General features: G+C 59.6%; 16 protein-coding genes. 5 read left to right on the top strand and 11 right to left on the bottom strand.

What is annotated here, in order from left to right; all coding sequences use genetic code 11:
* The first annotated feature begins 55 nt into the window (after positions 1 to 55).
* The 5 genes from I6L34_RS04240 (at position 56) to I6L34_RS04220 (ending at position 5,837) form a co-directional block, all read left to right on the top strand.
* Positions 56 to 2,185 carry a reprolysin-like metallopeptidase gene (locus I6L34_RS04240; protein WP_216955855.1) on the top strand — a complete coding sequence of 710 codons (2,130 nt, stop codon included), beginning with the start codon at positions 56 to 58 and terminating at the stop codon, positions 2,183 to 2,185.
* Positions 2,186 to 2,361: 176 nt separating this feature from the next.
* The gene (gene pdxH, locus I6L34_RS04235; protein ID WP_019444749.1) at positions 2,362 to 3,000 is read left to right on the top strand and encodes a pyridoxamine 5'-phosphate oxidase; all 639 of its coding nucleotides are present in this window, start codon (positions 2,362 to 2,364) and stop codon (positions 2,998 to 3,000) included.
* Positions 3,001 to 3,036: 36 nt separating this feature from the next.
* Positions 3,037 to 3,651 (top strand): glutathione S-transferase family protein, encoded by a 615-nt coding sequence (locus I6L34_RS04230; RefSeq protein ID WP_182963512.1) that lies wholly within the window; start codon positions 3,037 to 3,039, stop codon positions 3,649 to 3,651.
* On the top strand, positions 3,651 to 5,291 hold the full coding sequence (locus I6L34_RS04225; protein ID WP_216955852.1) for a GNAT family N-acetyltransferase: 1,641 nt from the start codon (positions 3,651 to 3,653) through the stop codon (positions 5,289 to 5,291). The genes I6L34_RS04230 and I6L34_RS04225 overlap by 1 nt, the downstream gene beginning before the upstream one ends.
* Before the next feature lie 6 nt (positions 5,292 to 5,297).
* Positions 5,298 to 5,837 carry a GNAT family N-acetyltransferase gene (locus I6L34_RS04220; RefSeq protein ID WP_139477241.1) on the top strand — a complete coding sequence of 180 codons (540 nt, stop codon included), beginning with the start codon at positions 5,298 to 5,300 and terminating at the stop codon, positions 5,835 to 5,837.
* A 96-nt stretch (positions 5,838 to 5,933) separates the two neighbouring features.
* Here I6L34_RS04220 and I6L34_RS04215 read toward each other — a convergent pair whose 3' ends face one another.
* The 11 genes from I6L34_RS04215 to I6L34_RS04165 all read right to left on the bottom strand — a co-directional run bounded on the left by I6L34_RS04215 (position 5,934) and on the right by I6L34_RS04165 (position 17,930).
* Positions 5,934 to 6,347, bottom strand: a complete 414-nt coding sequence (locus I6L34_RS04215; protein ID WP_088868771.1) for a hypothetical protein — start codon at positions 6,345 to 6,347, stop codon at positions 5,934 to 5,936.
* 184 nt (positions 6,348 to 6,531) lie between these two features.
* Positions 6,532 to 7,662, bottom strand: coding sequence for a cupin domain-containing protein (locus I6L34_RS04210; RefSeq protein ID WP_216955849.1), 1,131 nt, complete (start codon positions 7,660 to 7,662; stop codon positions 6,532 to 6,534).
* Positions 7,663 to 7,801: 139 nt separating this feature from the next.
* Positions 7,802 to 9,172, bottom strand: coding sequence for an adenylosuccinate lyase (purB, locus tag I6L34_RS04205; RefSeq protein WP_216955846.1), 1,371 nt, complete (start codon positions 9,170 to 9,172; stop codon positions 7,802 to 7,804).
* A 129-nt stretch (positions 9,173 to 9,301) separates the two neighbouring features.
* Positions 9,302 to 9,916 (bottom strand): high frequency lysogenization protein HflD, encoded by a 615-nt coding sequence (gene hflD, locus I6L34_RS04200; protein ID WP_005334622.1) that lies wholly within the window; start codon positions 9,914 to 9,916, stop codon positions 9,302 to 9,304.
* Positions 9,917 to 9,939: 23 nt separating this feature from the next.
* Positions 9,940 to 11,046 carry a tRNA 2-thiouridine(34) synthase MnmA gene (gene mnmA, locus I6L34_RS04195; RefSeq protein WP_127006697.1) on the bottom strand — a complete coding sequence of 369 codons (1,107 nt, stop codon included), beginning with the start codon at positions 11,044 to 11,046 and terminating at the stop codon, positions 9,940 to 9,942.
* A 157-nt stretch (positions 11,047 to 11,203) separates the two neighbouring features.
* Positions 11,204 to 11,695 carry an NUDIX hydrolase gene (locus tag I6L34_RS04190; protein ID WP_216956888.1) on the bottom strand — a complete coding sequence of 164 codons (492 nt, stop codon included), beginning with the start codon at positions 11,693 to 11,695 and terminating at the stop codon, positions 11,204 to 11,206.
* Positions 11,695 to 12,618 (bottom strand): 23S rRNA pseudouridine(2457) synthase RluE, encoded by a 924-nt coding sequence (rluE, locus tag I6L34_RS04185; RefSeq protein WP_110302497.1) that lies wholly within the window; start codon positions 12,616 to 12,618, stop codon positions 11,695 to 11,697. The genes I6L34_RS04190 and rluE overlap by 1 nt, the downstream gene beginning before the upstream one ends.
* Positions 12,619 to 12,722: 104 nt before the next feature.
* On the bottom strand, positions 12,723 to 13,490 hold the full coding sequence (locus I6L34_RS04180; protein WP_216955843.1) for a PTS sugar transporter subunit IIA: 768 nt from the start codon (positions 13,488 to 13,490) through the stop codon (positions 12,723 to 12,725).
* Positions 13,490 to 13,795, bottom strand: coding sequence for a PTS fructose transporter subunit IIB (locus I6L34_RS04175; protein ID WP_005334611.1), 306 nt, complete (start codon positions 13,793 to 13,795; stop codon positions 13,490 to 13,492). Before I6L34_RS04175 ends, I6L34_RS04180 begins: the two co-directional genes overlap by 1 nt.
* Positions 13,796 to 14,014: 219 nt before the next feature.
* Positions 14,015 to 15,421 carry a hexose-6-phosphate:phosphate antiporter gene (uhpT, locus tag I6L34_RS04170; RefSeq protein WP_005334609.1) on the bottom strand — a complete coding sequence of 469 codons (1,407 nt, stop codon included), beginning with the start codon at positions 15,419 to 15,421 and terminating at the stop codon, positions 14,015 to 14,017.
* Between the two features lie 598 nt (positions 15,422 to 16,019).
* Entirely contained in the window at positions 16,020 to 17,930 is a 1,911-nt protein-coding gene (locus tag I6L34_RS04165) for a fructose-specific PTS transporter subunit EIIC (RefSeq protein ID WP_216955840.1), read from the bottom strand.
* Between the last annotated feature and the right edge of the window lie 32 nt (positions 17,931 to 17,962).

Below are 17,962 nucleotides of genomic sequence, written 5' to 3'. Positions count from 1 at the left end.
GAATTGTGATTTGCATCACGTTATTCTCGCCGGCTGTTCAGTCAGATGATTAATAATGATGAAGTTCACAATAAATGCAATCTCAGTTGTCATCGCAATGTCAGCCAATATCGCGCTGGCATCCCCATGGCATATGGTCGAAAAACGCAGCAAGCAGGCCGATGAACCTGTAAGGGCTCGCGCATACAATATCTTTGAGGTAGAACCGGATTTTTTAGAAAATCTGCGCTTGGGCCAAACCGTGATTACGCTACCATTGCCTGATGGCAAGATGGTGCAATATGAATTGGAAGCCTACTCCGTATTACCGCCTGCGCTGGCAGCAAAATACCCAGATATCATGACCTATAAAGGACATGAAGTTGGCACCCCCAGTAATACCGGTCGTTTTGATATTTCTCCGCGTGGTTTTAACGGCATGTTTATGCATGCCGGAGAGCAGATATTTGTCGATATTCAGCGTAATGGTACCTACGCTGTCTATTACAAAAAAGATGCACATTCAATGAATGGCAAGAATATCAAGGAGATCATTGAAAAATCCGAGCTGAAAAAAAAGTTAGCATACAAAACTGAAGCGGCTCGTAACGAGGCTGGCTATAGCAAGCCAGAGCTTACCCAGTACAGCATTGCATTCTCTACTACTGGTTCATATACCAGGTTCTTTGGTGGCCAAGCCCAAGCATTGGCGTCACTGACAACCTTGACTAACCGTTTAAACGAGGTATATGAAAGGGACTTGGGCGTTCGTTTTGTATTGGCAGATGGGAATGACAAGATTATATTCGAAAATCCTGTTGACGACCCTTTTGTGAACGGTAAATATCCAAAATTTAAAAACATCAGCACTATAAATGCTGTGGTTCAGAGAGAGAAGCTGAATAGTAATGACCTTGGCTATTTCGATATTGGTCATGTAGTAACGCAATCGGAAAAAGATGAGGGGGATGCACAGCTAGGGTCATTGTGTGATAAGATAGACTCATATGCGTCATATAGGTCTAACGCGGCTACAGGAAACAAAAATCCTGTTGGAGATGCATTTTTTATTGACTTTGTGGCGCATGAGATTGGCCATCAATTTGGTGCCGACCATACCTATAACGCTAATAAGGGGCAGAGAGAGTCTTCCATGGCATGGGAGCCAGGTAGTGGTAGCTCCATCATGGCTTATGCGGGGCTGATGGGGGAGCAAAACGTACAGCTCAACAGCGATGCCTATTTTCATAGCAAGTCGATTGATATGATGCGCAAGCATATCAACAACCGTGAAGCTCAAGCAAAGAAGAGTGAGATCCTATTTGTTGGTGCGCCATTAGTGCTTGCTCCTATTTTTTCCTCGCGTTGTGGCACTGCTATCCCGAACCAAAATGGTGATAATCAGGCGCCAGAAATTACCGATGTGCCAGCAGAACATGTGATCCCCAAAGGGGTGGCATTTAGCCTGAGTGGCAAGGGTCATGATGTTGACGGCGATACCCTTACCTATACTTGGGAGCAGGTCGACCTAGGGGATGCAACGACCAGTGGCGATCAATTGAGTTCCGGTCGCCTTGCAACCGGCCCCCTGTATCGTTACGCCGCGCCGACAACTTCCCCGGTTCGTCACTTTCCTTCGCTGGCTACCCAGTTGAAAGGGGAAGCTGAGAAAGGTGATGTCTGGGTCAATGTGCCGCGCACCCTTAACTTCCGTCTGGTCGCCCGTGATGGCAAAGGCGGTGGTGCCTATGGTGAGACCTCGGTCGAGGTGGTCGATACAGGTTCACAAACCTTCAAGATTGAACCGGCATCTGACCAGCGTATTCTGGTTGATAGCCCGACCACAGTGAATTGGCAAGTAGCTGGCACGGACCGTCATCCTGTCAACTGTCAGCGGGTCGATATCAGTTATAGCAATGATGAAGGCAAGAGTTGGCAGCCGCTGGTCAATGGCGTGAACAACAATGGCGCCCATGAGGTGACCATTCCGGCCAATACTGGCAGCGCTGTTCGCCTCAAGCTGGCCTGTAGCGACAATATCTTCTATGCCATTACGCCAAAACTGGCGACCAAGAGCAGTGATACACCGGCTCCCCAGCCGGAAAGCAATGGCGGCGGCGGTGGCGGCGGTTCGACCGGTCTGTTCGCTCTGCTGGGCCTTGGTATCGCTGCGCTGCTGCGTCGTCGTGAGATCATGAGCTACTAAACCAGATAACCCAAGGGTGAGATTACCCATCTTTGGTAAATTGATTAGCCAAGCGAAGAGGCGTTAGCCTCTTCGCTTTTTTTGTATGGTTTACAAGGTCGCTTTATCGAGCGCACAATGCCTGCGTCACTCTCTTGATGGTCGTGGAACCATTATTTATTTGAAGGAAAATCAAGATGATGGATGTTGCTGATCTGCGCCGTGAGTATACCCGTGGCGGGCTGCACCGGGCCGATCTGCCGGCCGAGCCGCTGGCGCTGTTCGAGAAGTGGTTGGCGCAGGCTTGTGAGGCCAAACTGACCGATCCTACCGCCATGGTGGTAGCGACGGTGGATGCCGATGGTCAGCCCTGGCAGCGCACCGTGCTGCTCAAGCACTACGACGCCCAGGGGATGGTTTTTTACACCAACATGGGCAGCCGCAAGGCGCAGCAGCTGGAAGGCAATCCCCGTATCAGCCTGCTCTTCCCCTGGCATACGCTCGACCGTCAGGTGCATGTGACCGGTCGGGTGGAGAAGATGAGCACTTTCGAGGTGATGAAGTATTTCCACAGCCGTCCCAAGGATAGCCAGATCGCAGCCTGGGTCTCCAAGCAGTCGACCCGCATATCGGCCCGCGGCGTGCTGGAGGCCAAGTTCCTCGAGCTCAAGCAGAAGTTTGCCAATGGCGAAGTGCCGCTGCCGAGCTTCTGGGGCGGATTCCGGGTGGTGATCGAGACGGTGGAGTTCTGGCAGGGGGGCGAGCACCGGCTGCACGACCGCTTCTACTACACCCGCGACGGGGATGGCTGGCATATCGAGCGTCTGGCTCCCTGAGCGCGCTATTCGAATCTGTTTTCACAAGGAGTGTGTATGCGTCTGTATGGTGATCTGCGTTCCGGCAACTGCTACAAGGTGTGGCTGCTGGCCCGCTGGCTGGATCTGCCCCTTGAGTGGGTAGAGGTGGATATTCAGGCGGGGGATACCCGTACCCCCGCATTTCTGGCCATGAACCCCAACGGCAAGATCCCGTTGCTGGAGATTGGCCAAGGCGACATGCTGGCGGAATCCAACGCCATCCTCTTCTATCTGGGGCAAGGCAGTGCCTTGTGGCCAACCGATCCGCGCCAGCAGGCCGAGGTGCTCAAATGGATGTTCTTTGAGCAGTACAGCCATGAGCCCTACATCGCGGTGGCCCGCTTTATCGTTCACTATCTCGGCCGTCCCGAGTCCCAGGAGGCGCGTCTCGACGGGCTGAAAGCCGGTGGCGAGAAGGCGCTGGCGGTAATGGAGCAGCAGCTGAAACAGAGCCCCTATCTGTGCGGTGATGCGCCTACCATCGCCGATATCGCCCTTTATGCCTACACCCACGTGGCAGAGGAGGGGATCTTCTCCCTGCAGGGGTGGCCCGCTATCCGTAGCTGGATCGCCCGTATCGAAGCCCATCCCCGTCACCTGACGCTGCCAGCGGCCTGTCAGGCCAGCTGATGGAACTGCTGATCGAGGCCAGTCTGTGGCAACCGCAGTGGGCTGCGCTGTTGCTGCACTGGCAGCAGCAAGGTCATCGCTGGCAGCTGCTGCTGGGCAAAGAGGCGGCGGCCGCCCTCGATCAAACCGATGCACCCTGGGCGAGCAGCCCTCCAGACGGGGTGCTCTGCCCGGGAGCCCTGCTGGCTGCCTGGCTCGATGGGGATCTGCTGGCGGATTTTCATGTTGATCCCAGCCGCCAAGTCCTGATCAGCGCCTCCACCTCGCTGCTGACCCTCGCCAGGGAGCAGGGACTGCTCACCCTTGGCCCTGTGGGGGCCGATCTGCCGCTCACCCCCGAGGCCGATTTGGGCGCCGTGCTCAATCGCCTGCTGGCGCGCCGCGTGACGGTGCCGACCCTGGCTGAGGGGCATTCGCTATCAGGTGTCGTATTGCGACAACTGCAGGCCGACGATGAGCGCGAGATAGTGCGCTACTGCAGCGACGAGGCGCTGGCGCGCTACACCCTTAATATTCCTCACCCCTATCCGCCGGAGGGGGCCCGCGACTGGCTGGCGCTCAGCTGGCGCAAGGCGGCGCTTGGCCTTGGCTGGAGCTGGGCCATCACCTTGCCAGAGGAACAAGGTGCGGCGTTGCTAGGGGTGATCTCCCTGCACTGGAATGGCGAACTCGCCTGGTGGGTGGGCGTGCCCTGGCAAAATCGCGGTCTGGCGACCCGGGCCGCCAGCTTGGTCAAGGGGTTCGCCTTTGACCAACTGCAACTGCCTGCGCTGACGGCTCGCCATATGCCAGACAATTTAGCCTCCGGCCGGGTGATGGCAAAAGTGGGGATGCACTATCGCGGGCGGCGCCATATCAGTGGTCGCCAGCCGTGCGAGGTGAGCTACTGGCGGCTGGATCGCCCCCTCTCCTTGCCAGCCCCTTTACTTGATGAGATTGATCATTGGCTGGCGGATGAGCGGATCGCCGTAGTGATCCTGTGTGATCCCGCAACGACCAATCGGCAGAGTACCAACGGCAAGCTGGCTATCTCGTTCTTTGTGGATGAGAGGGGCGCGGGGGAGAAGCCCTGTTTTCTGCGCTGCCCGCCGCATCTTGAGAGGTTGCTGGCGCTGCACTGTTATCCCGTCGATCTGCTGGAGCAGGCCGAACCGGAGCAGTTGTCCCATCTTGGCGGCGTCTTGCTGAAAGACAGGGATGAACAGGGGCTGGCATGGTTGCTGCAACTGGCCGCGCTGCAGCGTCAGGGGCCCGATCTGCTCAGCCGCGAGGAGCGCGCATCACGGCGCCACTGGTTCAACCAATTGATGGCGCAGGCGCTGGGCGGCAACGGTGATTCTTCGCAGATACGCTATCAGCAGTTACGGCTGCTGGTGGAGCTGCCGGAGCTGGTCGACGAGCTGGATGGCTGTTGGCATCAAACGCCCGAACTGACCTTTGAGCGGTTGGCGCGGGAGGCTCCCGCCCTCTGGCTTGCCTACCGGGAGGCGATGAACAGGGCCACCCCGGCTACGCTAACCGCTTTGCAGCAACAGTTTGCAGCTCGTTTTCCTGAGTGCACCCTCCCATTTTTGGACAAAGGTACTCAGAATGACCAGCCGTTGTGTGGAATAATGCCCGCTCTGCTGTACGAGGAGTAATACCTGATGTTGAGAACCGAGCGCCCCGGTGACATGCTGCCGGTCTATGAGCTGCTGAGTGCCGCCTTCGGTCGTTCCGATGAGGCCGAACTGGTCAACCGCCTGCGCGAATGTGGCGCTGCCGTGGTGACCATGGTCGAAGAGGAAGAGTACGAGTTCATGGGGCACCTGATGCTAAGCCCGATCACCATTAACGGCATGGAAGGGCCCTGGCTCGGTCTGGCGCCGGTCGCGGTTCATCCCGACTGGCAAGGCCAGGGGATTGGCTCGGATCTTATCCGTGAAGGGCTTGATACGGCGCTCGAGATGGACTGGAAAGGGGTGGTGGTACTCGGGGATCCGGCCTATTACAGCCGTTTCGGTTTCCGCCCGGCCAGCGAGTTTGGCCTGCACTGCATCTATGAGGTACCTGCCGACTGCTTTATGGCGATGGAGCTGCAGGAGCGCGGTTTTGCGGGTGTGCGGGGGGAGGTGCTCTATCACCCGCTGTTTGATGAACTCCCCGACGAGCTGCCGGACGCGCAGGCAGAAGTGTCCCATTTATAGCGAGACGTCGCAGCGACAAGCCATAGCGAAAAAGCCCTCATTGAGGGCTTTTTCATCTTGTATTGATCCCTGCCGGGCTTATTTGAGCAAATTGGCTCAGGCAATGATGTCGAGCTGGGTGCCCTTGCGATTATCTTCGCCCACCATGTCACCCATCTGCTGGGCGAGCGGGCTCTGCTGGAATTGCATGTAGTCGCTCAGATTCTGCTGGCGCTGGTAGCGATTCGCAGCCTGATACATATCAGCCGTGCTCGGGCCCGACTTGCTGTCGCTCTCCTGACCGCTGGCCTCCAGGTAGCGCTCCACCACGGCTTTATCTTGCTGGTTAGCCGTATAAGAGACCGCCATGGTTCTGCGAGCCGTTGCTTTCTCTTCGCTCTGTGCCTGCAATTCATCCTTCTTGGTCAGTGCTTCGTTACGGGCCTGACTGACCTGCTCGGGCGTGACAGCGGGAGAGGAGGGGTATTTGCCGTAATCGGGCAGCGGCATGGGCCGGGAGGTGATTTGCATGGTGGCGCTTCTCTTTTGAACAGGGACGGACGCATGATACCCATCCATGTTAGCTCAATAAATCACCACTTGTCGGTTCATCAAGAGTAGGTTCAGCTTCGCGCATCGATTGTTAATTGAACCGCCTCTGAGTGACAAAAAAAGGCGCCATAAGGCGCCTTTTTATCCTTCAGTTACCGCCGGATCAGTTGAAGAACCAGTAACCGCGGTTGACCAGACGGGTCAGCAGTTGCAGGAAGCCAGCCTGATCGGCCAGCTCCACCATGTCGGCCTGAGTGATGATGTCTTTGTCACACAACAGCGAAATGGCGGCCGCGTCTTCGCTCTGCAGCGTCCAGGCTTCGCCGTCGATGAAGCATTGCTGGCTCTCGCCGCTAAACCAGACGGTGCGCAGACCCGGCACCTTGATGGCAGGTTCGCCCTGGGTCAGCAGGTCGGCCACTTCCTCGGCGCTGTAGTCCGGCTCGACCGGATTGACGTCCAGATCGTGTTTGGCCTCGGAGATCATGGTGCCGAACCACTCCTTGAACAGGGTCTCGTCATCGAGGGCCTGTTGCATCAGCTCGCGCAGACGGTGCAGCTCGTGGGGCTGGATCTCGCCGTGACGGGCACGGGGCTTGAGATCGGCATCGCCGTAACGCTCGGTACGCACCTCGTTGTCGATCAGATGATCGGCAAAGGAGGAGATAAGCGCCTTGGCATCCGGCGCGCGGAAGCCCACCGAGAAGTTCATGGAGGGCTCGATGGCGTAGCCTTCGTGGGGGAATCCGGGTGGAATGTAGAGGATGTCACCCGGCTCCATGATGACGTCGATGAGCGCCTCGAACGGCTCGCAGTGGAGCAGTGCGGCGTGGGCGGCGAACTCGTTGAGCGGCTTGGCATCGCCGACTCGCCAGTGGCGTTTGCCCAGACCCTGGGTGATAAACACATCGTAATTGTCGATGTGGGGGCCGACACCCGCATGGGGGGTGGAGAAGCTCACCATCACATCGTCAAAGCGCCAGCCCGGGATGAACTGGAACGGCACGGCCAGCTCGTTCACCTCGGGAGCCCAGTGGTTGCAAGCCTGTACCAGAATGGTCCAGTTCTCTTCGCCCAGATGGTCGTAGGATTCGAAGGGGCCGTGAGCGGCATCCCACTTGCCGTCGAAACGGGTGACGAGGCGGGACTCGACCACCTCTTCCATGGCCAGACCCGCCAGCTCATCCGGGCTGATGGGATCCTGAAAGTCCTTGAAGCCACCCTTGATAAGGAGCGGGCGCTTCTGCCAGTAGTGCTCGAGGAAGTGAGCGATATCCAGATTGAGTTCGTACATGCTGTTTCTCGTGTCTCGCAAAGAGGTTTTGCCCAAGGCAGGCTTGGGAAAAGCCACTCGGGATCCTGCCGTGGCAGGGAAAATAACAGGGGCCCTGTGGCATATCGTGCACAGGGCCCCTTCGTCACTGCCGGTTGGCTTACTTCAGCAGATCGACCAGACGCTGGGCGTCGCCGATGTAGTTGGCCGGGGTCAGCTTCTTCAGCTCAACCTTGACCGCTTCCGGCAACTCCAGGGTGTCGATAAAGGTACGCATCCCTTCAGCATCGACGCGGCGACCACGGGTCAGCTCCTTGAGCTTCTCGTAGGGCTTCTCGATACCGTAGCGGCGCATCACGGTCTGGATCGGCTCGGCCAGCACTTCCCAGTTGGCATCCAGATCGGCTGCCATGGCGGCGTCGTTGGCTTCCAGCTTGGAGATACCCTTGAGGGTCGCCTGATAGGCAATCAGGGAGTAACCCACCGCCACACCCAGGTTGCGCAGCACGGTAGAGTCGGTCAGATCACGCTGCCAGCGGGAGATGGGAAGCTTGCTCGCCAGATGCTGGAACACGGCGTTGGCCAGACCCAGATTGCCTTCGGAGTTCTCGAAGTCGATGGGGTTGACCTTGTGCGGCATGGTGGAGGAGCCGATTTCACCTGCGATGGTGCGCTGCTTGAAGTGGCCCAGGGAGATGTAACCCCACACGTCGCGGTCGAAGTCGATCAGGATGGTGTTGAAGCGGGCCATGGCGTCGAACAGCTCGGCGATGTAGTCGTGTGGCTCGATCTGGGTGGTGTAGGGGTTCCAGGTCAGGCCCAGGGAGGTAACAAACTCCTCGGAGAACTGGTGCCAGTCCACATTCGGGTAGGCGCTGAGGTGGGCGTTGTAGTTGCCGACCGCACCGTTGATCTTGCCGAGGATCTCGATGGCCATGATCTGCTTGAACTGGCGCTCCAGACGGTAGGCGACGTTGGCCATCTCCTTGCCCATGGTGCTCGGGGTCGCCGGCTGGCCGTGGGTGCGGGAGAGCAGCGGCATGTCACGGTACTCGTGGGCCAGGCGCTTGAGCTCGCTGATCAGCTTTTCGCAATAAGGCTTGATGACCTCTTCGCGAGCGGTTTTCAGCATCAGACCGTGGGAGTTGTTGTTGATGTCTTCCGAGGTGCAGGCGAAGTGGATGAACTCGCTGACAGCCGCCAGCTCCGGGTTCACTTCGACTTTCTCTTTGAGGAAGTACTCCACCGCTTTCACATCATGGTTGGTGGTGCGCTCGATCTGTTTGATGCGGGCGGCGTCACTCTCGTTGAAGTTGCTGACGATGCCATCGAGCAGGGCGTTGGCGGCCGCGCTCAGGGCAGGGACTTCCGGGATCCCGGCGTGGCTGGCCAGTTTTTGCAACCAGCGCACCTCGACTTCGACGCGAAAACGCAGCAGGCCGAATTCGGAGAAGATAGGGCGCAGGGCATCGGCCTTGTCGCCATAACGACCGTCAATCGGGGAAACAGCAGTCAGCGCGGACAGCTCCATGGGGTGAACTCCTGATGATTTGTGTGGGGGATCCGTATCCACTCGCGCATGGGGCTGAGTCGTCGTCAGGGCGGATGTGCGGCTGTTCACCCTGATGTTGACCTCGCTTGCCCGCGCGCGAGCTGATGGTTAGTAACGTTTGGCCAGCTCCACCATCTTCTTGCGAGCGAAGATGATCTGGGTGCGGCTGCCACCGAGCTGACGCCACAGCACACAGGCACGAATGCCTGCCAGCAGCAGGGCGCGCACCTTGTGCTGCACCAGCGGTTGCTGCAGGAACAGCGGGGTACCCGCCACCTGGATGCGCGGCCCGATGGGGCTGATAAGATCGCTGTAGATGCTCGCCATGTTGGCCAAAATCTGCTCGTCGAGCAGATCGAAGTGCTGTTGCTGGCGGCCAATCTGGCTGATCCGCTCACCCAGCATATTGAGAATGTCCTTGCGCTTGGCCAGCTTGCGCTCCAGCGCAATCAGGCTTACCACGTAGCGGGTCAGCTCGGCATTCTTCTGGCTGCCGTCGGCACCCAGCTGTTCGACCAGCGCACGGTAGCCGTCGCGAATGGCCAGATGGGTGTTGTTGAACACCTCGAGCGGCTGGCTCGGGTTGGTCACCAGAATGCTGGAGAGGCTCTCGCGCAGGGCGGCCTCGTCACAGCTGCCGTCTCGGGCCACCTTCTGCACCAGATACGCGGCCTGGCAGATGCCGGCAAAGGCCATGGTTCTGTCTTGGAATTTATCGCTCACGTCTGCTGCCTTCTGTTAAGGATTCAAACCGGATGGCTGAAACGTTGTTCGATGATGCCACCGCCCAGACACACTTCCCCGTCGTAGAAGACGGCGGACTGGCCCGGGGTCACCGCAGCCTGTTTCTCGTCGAAGATGACCCGGATGGTCAGATCGTCGATGGGCTGGATCAGGCAGGGGATATCCTGCTGGCGGTAGCGGGTCTTGACGGTGCAGCGACGCGGCTCGCGAATGGGGGTGCGATCCACCCAGTGCAGCTGGCTTGCGATCAGGCCATCGGAGTAGAGGCGGGGATGTTCGCCCTGCGCCACCACCAGCACGTTGCGCTCAACCTCTTTGTCGACCACATACCAGGCCTCTTCGGTGGCATCTTTGCGACCACCGATACCGAGCCCCTTGCGCTGGCCCAGGGTGTGATACATCAGCCCCTGGTGCTCGCCGATCACCTTGCCATCCACGGTCTCGATTTTACCGGGCTGGGCGGGCAGGAACTTGGCCAGGAAGTCCTTGAACTTGCGCTCGCCGATAAAGCAGATACCGGTGGAGTCTTTCTTCTTGGCGGTGATGAGATCCAGCTGTTCGGCGATGCGGCGCACCTCCGGCTTCTCCAGATCGCCAACCGGGAACAGGCTCTGACCCACTTGCTTTTCGCTGAGGGTGTAGAGGAAGTAGCTCTGATCCTTGTTGGTATCGAGACCGCGCAGCAGGCGCGGGCGGCCGGTGCTGTCGTCACGGCGCACATAGTGGCCGGTGGCGATGTAGGTGGCACCCAGCTCTTCGGCGGCAAATTCGAGGAACGCCTTGAACTTGATCTCCTTGTTGCACAGGATATCCGGGTTCGGCGTGCGGCCAGCCTTGTACTCTTCGAGGAAGTGCTCGAACACGTTGTCCCAGTACTCGGCCGCGAAGTTGATGGTGTGGAGTTTCATCCCCAGCTTGTCGCAGACGGCCTTGGCATCAGCCAAATCCTGGGCGGCAGAGCAGTACTCGTCCGTGTCGTCTTCTTCCCAGTTCTTCATGAACAAGCCTTCGACCTGATAGCCCTGCTGCTGGAGCAGGTAGGCCGAGACGGAAGAATCCACGCCGCCGGACATGCCGACGATCACCTTGATTTGGCTGTTGTCTGTCATTAGTCGAAGTTACCAGTTCGTTTAAACGGGGCGTATTCTACCAGAGTTTTGCGCCCCCGGTCACATATCCATGCCGCAGTTCCCATCAGGAGCCTGATAGCAGGAAATCGTTTTTCTGCTGTTGGCCTTTGTCACCGAAAAAGAGTGTCAAATGGCCTCATATAAAGGCCTTGAGTGCCGACAGTGGCAGCCGTGTCCCCGCCAGATAATCCTGAATGCACTGCCACACCAGGGGGCTGCGCAGGGCCGGTTTGCATTCCGCTATTTCTTCCAGCGTAAGCCAGTGGCAAGCCAGCACATCGCCGTCAGGATCCTCTGGATGGTGCTGACCGTGCGCTTTTTCAAGGTCGAAGATGATTGCGGTGCGCACATAGGTGGCCTCGCTGTCGGCCGGTTTGAAGAGATAGGTACCAAGCCAGGCGGTAGGCGAGGCGGTCAGACCCGTCTCCTCTTTCAGCTCACGACAGGCCGCTTCAAGCAGGTTTTCCCCCGGCTCCACATGGCCGGCGGGTTGGTTGAAGCGGCGTTGGCCTTTTATCTCCTCTTCCACCACCAGAAAGCGCCCCTGCCACTGCACCAGGGCGGCGACCGTCAGGCGCGCCTCCATGCGGGCGTGACTGGTGGTCGATTGCTCTGCCTGATTGCTCATCATGACTCCTTGTCGTTGCTATCGGGATTGCCCGCACGGGCCGGTCGGCGTGCCGTTCCTCGCCCGCTGCTGCGGGGTTTGCCACTGGTCGGGTTTGAAGTTGAACGCTCGGTTGGGTGAGTGCTGCGGGGGCGCTCGTCCCGTCTCGGCTGGCTGGCCCGCCGTGGCGCATCTCCTGCCGGTTTGGCCGGTTTGGCGGTATGAGCGCCTGAACGGGATGAGGAGGGACGCGGGCGGCTGTTGGAGAGCGGCATCAGCTCGGGGGCGGGCAGGCTGCGGTTCTCGCCGGGTGCCAGACCATCCAGGGTCCAGTCGCCGATGGCGTAGCGAATAAGGCGCAGGGTGGGGTGGCCGATGTGGGCGGTCATCCGCCGCACCTGCCGGTTGCGCCCCTCGATAATCTTGATCTCTAGCCAGCTGGTGGGGATCTCCTTGCGATCGCGGATCGGCGGATTGCGCGGCCACACCGCAGGTTCATCCATGATGCGCGCCCCGGCGGGCAGGGTCATGCCGTCATTGAGCTCCACACCGGCGCGCAGGGCGGCCAGTTTCTCCTCGCTCGGGATCCCTTCCACCTGCACCCAGTAGGTCTTGGGGGTCTTCTCCCCCGGCTGGGTGAGGCGCGCCTGCAGCTTGCCATCGTTGGTGAGCAGCAGCAGCCCCTCGCTGTCGCGATCGAGCCGCCCTGCGGCATAGATGCCGGGCTCTTTGATGTAATCCTTGAGAGTCTCGCGGCCCGCCTCGTCGGTGAACTGGCAGAGCACCATGTAGGGCTTGTTCAGCAGGAGCAATTTGCGATCCTCTGGGGCCAGCTCCGGTTTGCGGGGGGATGCATGGCGGGGTGCGGCTGGTTTGGTAGTCGTGCGCGGGGCGTTATCGCGCGGCGTACGGTTGACAGAGAGACGGGAGCGGGGAGATTTCATCGGATACACACTTCAGACAGACGATGGCAGCGAGTGTACCACAGGGTGCTGAGGGCAGGATGAATGGCTGGCGTTACAGCAAGCAGCGCCCAGAGCCAATTCGCCTAGCTCAGCAGGCTCTCGATGACGATAGCCTGACGGGCGGGGGTCGAGCCCGCCAACAGCAGGGCGTGGCTGACCACATCGTCGATCATCGCCTGCGCCAGTCGGGTGAGGGGGCGCAGGGTCTCCCGTCCGCTACCAACCGGCACCGCCAGCAGAATAATGGTCTGCACCGGCCCGATTTGAGAGCCCCACTCGATGGGCTCCTTGCAGCTAAGCAGGGCCAGCGTTGGCTGGCTGATCCCTTCGCTCAATACATGAGGCATGGCAAGGCCGGGGCGGATGATGGTGGCCGAGACCTGCTCGCGCCGCTCCACTGCGGCGGTCAGTGTGGCGCGGTCGGTGATCAGCTCGGTGGGCAGCAGATCGATCAGATGCTCGAGTGCTTCGGCTTTTGTCAGCGGTTCGGGGCTGTGGGCCAGCTGGCGCAGGGCAAAATGGTAGTCGGGCAGGGCATTTGCCAGTCGCAACTCCGCCAGTGCGGCGGTGCGCGAGCGCACCAGCGGTTGACCCAGCTCCCCGCACCAGCAGGTAAAGGCCATGTGGGCGAGCTCGGCATCGCACCCTTCAATCTGCAACTGGCAGAGATCGCCGGGCTGGGTGGCGAGGGTCAACAGGGAGAGCTGGTTGCTGGCGGCAACGGTCTGGCGCCGGGTGAGGTTGGCACAGCGGATGGTGGATTTGAACATCCCCGCCAGCCGGTTTAACTGCTTGGCCTGGGTGATGCTCAACCCCTGCTGGCAGTAGAAGGTGATCTCGCGGGTCAGCATCAGGCCGGGATCGGCAGGGCCTTGAGTACGGCGTTGGCATCCAGCAACACAGTTTCCAGTCTCACCTGATGGATGGTGCAGCCGAGGAAGCGCTCTTTCTGCTCAATCTCGATATCGGAGGCAATCAACACCAGGTCGGCGCTGGCAATATCGCGGGCGGTCAGCATGTTCTCCATGCCCATGGCGCCCTGTGTCTCGACCTTGATCTTGAGTCCCAGCCCAGTGGCGGCTTTTTGCAGGGCATCGGCAGCCATATAGGTATGGGCGATACCGGTCGGGCAAGCGGTGACGGCGACGATCTTCATCTGCTCTCTGTGATGCTGACAAGGGGGAGCAACAAGATAGCGCCAGCGGGGGGCTTTTACCAAAAGTCCATATGAAAAGTGGGATCTTGATGGGGATATGCCTGCCCCTTGAACGGCAGTGCAGGCTCATGCCGGGCCAGTCGGGTGGCGGGTTGCTCCAAACAACAAGGGCCACCCCGGTGGGTGGCCCTGAACAATCTGCGTTTGTTGTTATGGCTATCAGGCGGTCTGGGCGGCCAGCTCGGCGGCTTTCAGTTCGCGCTTGATGCGGCGGATCTTGCGCTCTTCGGCGACCGCGACACAACCCATCAGTACCAGACAGGCGGCGGCTGCGATATCCAGCGCCGCGAAGGTGCCGGTCCAGCCGGTCAGACCGAAGATGGGGGTGCCATCGGCGATCATGCCCAGACCCAGTTTGGCGAAGCTGTCACCAATCAGGTAAGCGAAGGTGCCCTTGACGCCATCGGCTACGCTGATGCCCTGCTTGGGGACGAAGCCCACGGCGGCGACGCCAATCAGCAACTGCGGACCGAACACCAGGAAGCCCAGGGTGAACAGGGAGCCCAGGAACATAAACTGGGTAGTCGCATGCTGGTAGAGACCCAGGGTGGCGATGATCAGCGCCAGTGCCACACAGGCAACCAGACCACGACGGCCATTGGCCAGATCGGAGAGGTAACCCCACATCAGGGTGCCGACCAGTGCGCCCACTTCGAAGAAGGTAAAGCCCTGAATGGCCACGTCTTTGGAGAAGCCCAGCTCCTGGTGGGCATAGACGGTGGACCACTGGTCGATACCGATACGCACCACGTAGAGGAAGATGTTGGCAAAGCAGAGCAGCCAGATCACCTTGTTGAGCAACACGTACTTCACGAAGATCTGCCACTTGGTCAGCTTCTGCTCTTCGGTGGCGATATCCTCTTCGCTCGCCACTTCGTCAAACAGCTCTTCCACCTTGCCAAGGCCGTAGGCTTCCGGCGAATCGCTACCAAAGCGCAGGCCGATAAAACCGACGATCAGCGCGATGATGGAGGGGAAGATAAACATGCCGAGCACGTTGCCATCGAACAGGTAGTTGGCACCGAACAGCGCCACACCGGCCGCACCGGCACCGCCCACGTTGTGGGAGAGGTTCCACATACCCAGATAGGTGCCGCGCTTGTTGCGAGGGGTCCACTTGGTGATGGTGGAGTAGCTGCACGAACCACCACAGCTCTGGAAGAAACCGCTCAGGGCATAGAAGAAGATCATGAAGTAGAGGCTGAAACCGGTGCCGCCCATGCTGGCACTGAAGCCCAGCATGCAGAGCGCGGAGAGGATCAGCATCAGCGGCAGGAACTGCTTGGTGTTCTTGCCATCGGCGTAGTAGGAGACGATGGTCTTGCCCACCCCGTAGGTGATGGAGAAGCCAAGGCCGATCATACCAAGCTCGGTCATGGAGAGACCGTACTCCTGGATCATGTCATTTTGCGCAATGTTGAAGTTCTTGCGGATCAGATACATGGTCAAATAGCCAATAAATACAACCAGATAAGATTGCATAAACGGCTTGAACCAGAGCTTGCGCCGGGCTTCGACCGGCAGGTCGAGGGTGGGGACCCGGACCTGTTGGAGCAATTTCAACATCTTCGTTCATCCTCTGCGAGATAGACGGTATTTCCGCCGCGCCCCTCATTTGTGTAGATAGGTTGTTCGAGGTCACGCCACGGAAGGGGGAACGGAACGTCGGGGCTGTCAGCCGTTGCTGCGCTCGACGCTCCATCCATATAAACCCGGGCCCGGCACGGGATGACGGGGCGCATTGCCCATCGCGGTGCGGGTCACGACATCAGGTGGGATGACTCTAATAAGAGGGGCAAAAAATGGCTTGAGAGCCATCCCTAGTGGAGCTAGGAAATTTTCCTAGTTTTTGCGCTTTCGCGGACAAAGCGTGAGAAACATCACACCGCTGACGCCGGATTGCTGCCATTTCAGCCAGTTTGGCGCTCTGTGTGAGTGCTGGGCTGGGCTGGGCTGGGCTGGGCTGGTGGGATGGATAGGCCAGAAGGGAGCCAGGGAAAGGCAAGGTGAGAGGTGAAGGGAGAAACGAGGAAGAGTGCTTATCGACCACTATTTCTTGGGGGGCGATTTTGGGAAATACGGCCCACCAGCCATCCCAAAAACAAGAGGCCACCCCGGGGGTGGCCTCTTTTATGGTCTAGGAGCCTCGATGGTGAGGGGGGACTCAGGCCGCCTTGGCCAGGGTCACCTCGTCACTCTTTTTTACCCGCAGCTTTTTCAGGGCAACCGCGACCACGCCGGTGACGATGGCACCGCAGATCATGCAGAGCAGTGCCAGCAGCGGCTTGTTGACGGCACCCAGCAGGGCCACGATGGGGCCACCGTGGGCGACGCTGTTGGTGATGCCGAACAGGAAGGCCATCACGGCTGCGGTCATGCTGCCCAGCACGTTGGCCGGAATGACGGCGAGCGGGTCACGGGCGGCGAACGGAATCGCCCCTTCGGAGATACCCACCAGACCCATGGCGCCAGCGGCTTTGCCCGCTTCGATTTCAGAGGCATCGAAGATACCCAGCTTGCGACCGAGTACGGTAGCCAGCGACATACCAAGGGGGGCAGCCGGGATGGCGCAGGCCATGGCACCCATAAACTGGGTCTGACCGGAGGCGATCATGCCGACGGAGAACAGGAAGGCCACCTTGTTGACCGGGCCACCCATATCAAAGCCGGCCATACCACCCAGCACGATACCCAGCAGCACCAGACTGCCACCGCTCATGGAGAGCAGCATGGCGTTGAGGCCGGTCATCATGTCGGCAATCGGGGCGCCGATGATGAAGATAAAGACCGCAGCAATAAACAGGGAACCGACGATGGGGGCGATCAGGATCGGTACCAGCGGTTGCACCATCTTGTGGTACTGACGAGTGGCAATCCAGCGCACCAGATAGCCGACCAACAGGCCCGCAATGATGGCACCGATAAAGCCGGTACCGGCATCAGCGCCGTAGAAGCTGCCGTTGTTGGCGATCCAGCCGCCGATAAAGCCCGGGGCCAGAGCCGGACGGTCACCGATGGCGTAGGCGATATAGCCCGCCAGAATGGGGATCATCAGGGTGAAGGCGGCCACGCCCACGTTGAGGATCTGGTTCCACATGCTCCCTTCCGGGATCTGCATGCCGCTCGGGGTCGGGTTGCCGCCGATGGCCAGTGACAGGGCGATAAGCAGACCACCGGTCACTACGAACGGGATCATGTGCGATACGCCGTTCATCAGGTAGCGATAGAGATCCGAGCTGCCGCCGCTGGCGCGCTTCTCGTCACCCTTCTTCTCATCCTTGTCCGCCACATAGGCGGGGGCTTTCAGCGCCTGCTCAATCAGACCCTTGCCATCCTTGATGGGGGCCTTTACGCCGGTCTTGATGAGGGGTTTGCCAGCGAAGCGGGCCATGTCCACCTGTTTGTCGCAGGCCACCACGATGGCGGCGGCGCGGGCGATCTCGTCTGCGGTCGGGCTGTTCTTGACGCCGATGGAGCCGTTAGTCTCCACCTTCACCTCATAACCCAGCTCCTTGGCGGCGCGCTCCAGCGACTCGGCCGCCAGATAGGTATGGGCGATACCGGCCGGGCAGCCGGTGACACCGATGATCAGCCCCTTGTTGGCCGCAGGTGCGGCAGCCGCTTCCTCTTTCTTGGCCAGCAGCAGTGCCAGCGCATCGGCCGGGGTGTTGGCCGCCAGCAGCTTGGCGATAAAGCCCTCTTCGATCAGCTTGCCGGAGAGCTCGGCCAGCACCTCGATATGGTGGTTGGCGCCGCCATCGGGGGAGGCGATCATAAAGAAAATATGGGACGGCTTGCCATCTTCGGCGCCGTACTCGATGCCGTTGCGGCTGATGCCGATGGCGACCGCCGGATTGCATACCGCCGCACTCTTGGCGTGGGGCAGGGCCACGCCCTCTTCAAAGCCGGTGTTGCCCAGCTCTTCGCGGGCCCACAGATCCTTGATAAAGGCCTGCTCGTTGCTGACCTTGCCTTGCGACGCCAGCAGGCGGGCCATCTCGGTGAAGACCTCTTCCTTACGCGTCGCTTTCAAATCGAGGTTGATCAGATGTTCATTGATCAAGGTGGTGATCATGGCGCTCTCCCCGCTTCCGGTGACGGAAGCTA

The organism is Aeromonas sp. FDAARGOS 1404, from assembly GCF_019047085.1.
GTDB lineage: Bacteria > Pseudomonadota > Gammaproteobacteria > Enterobacterales > Aeromonadaceae > Aeromonas > Aeromonas veronii.
Note: the sequence above shows the minus strand (reverse complement) of the source record. Positions and strands in the feature narration are given on the sequence as shown.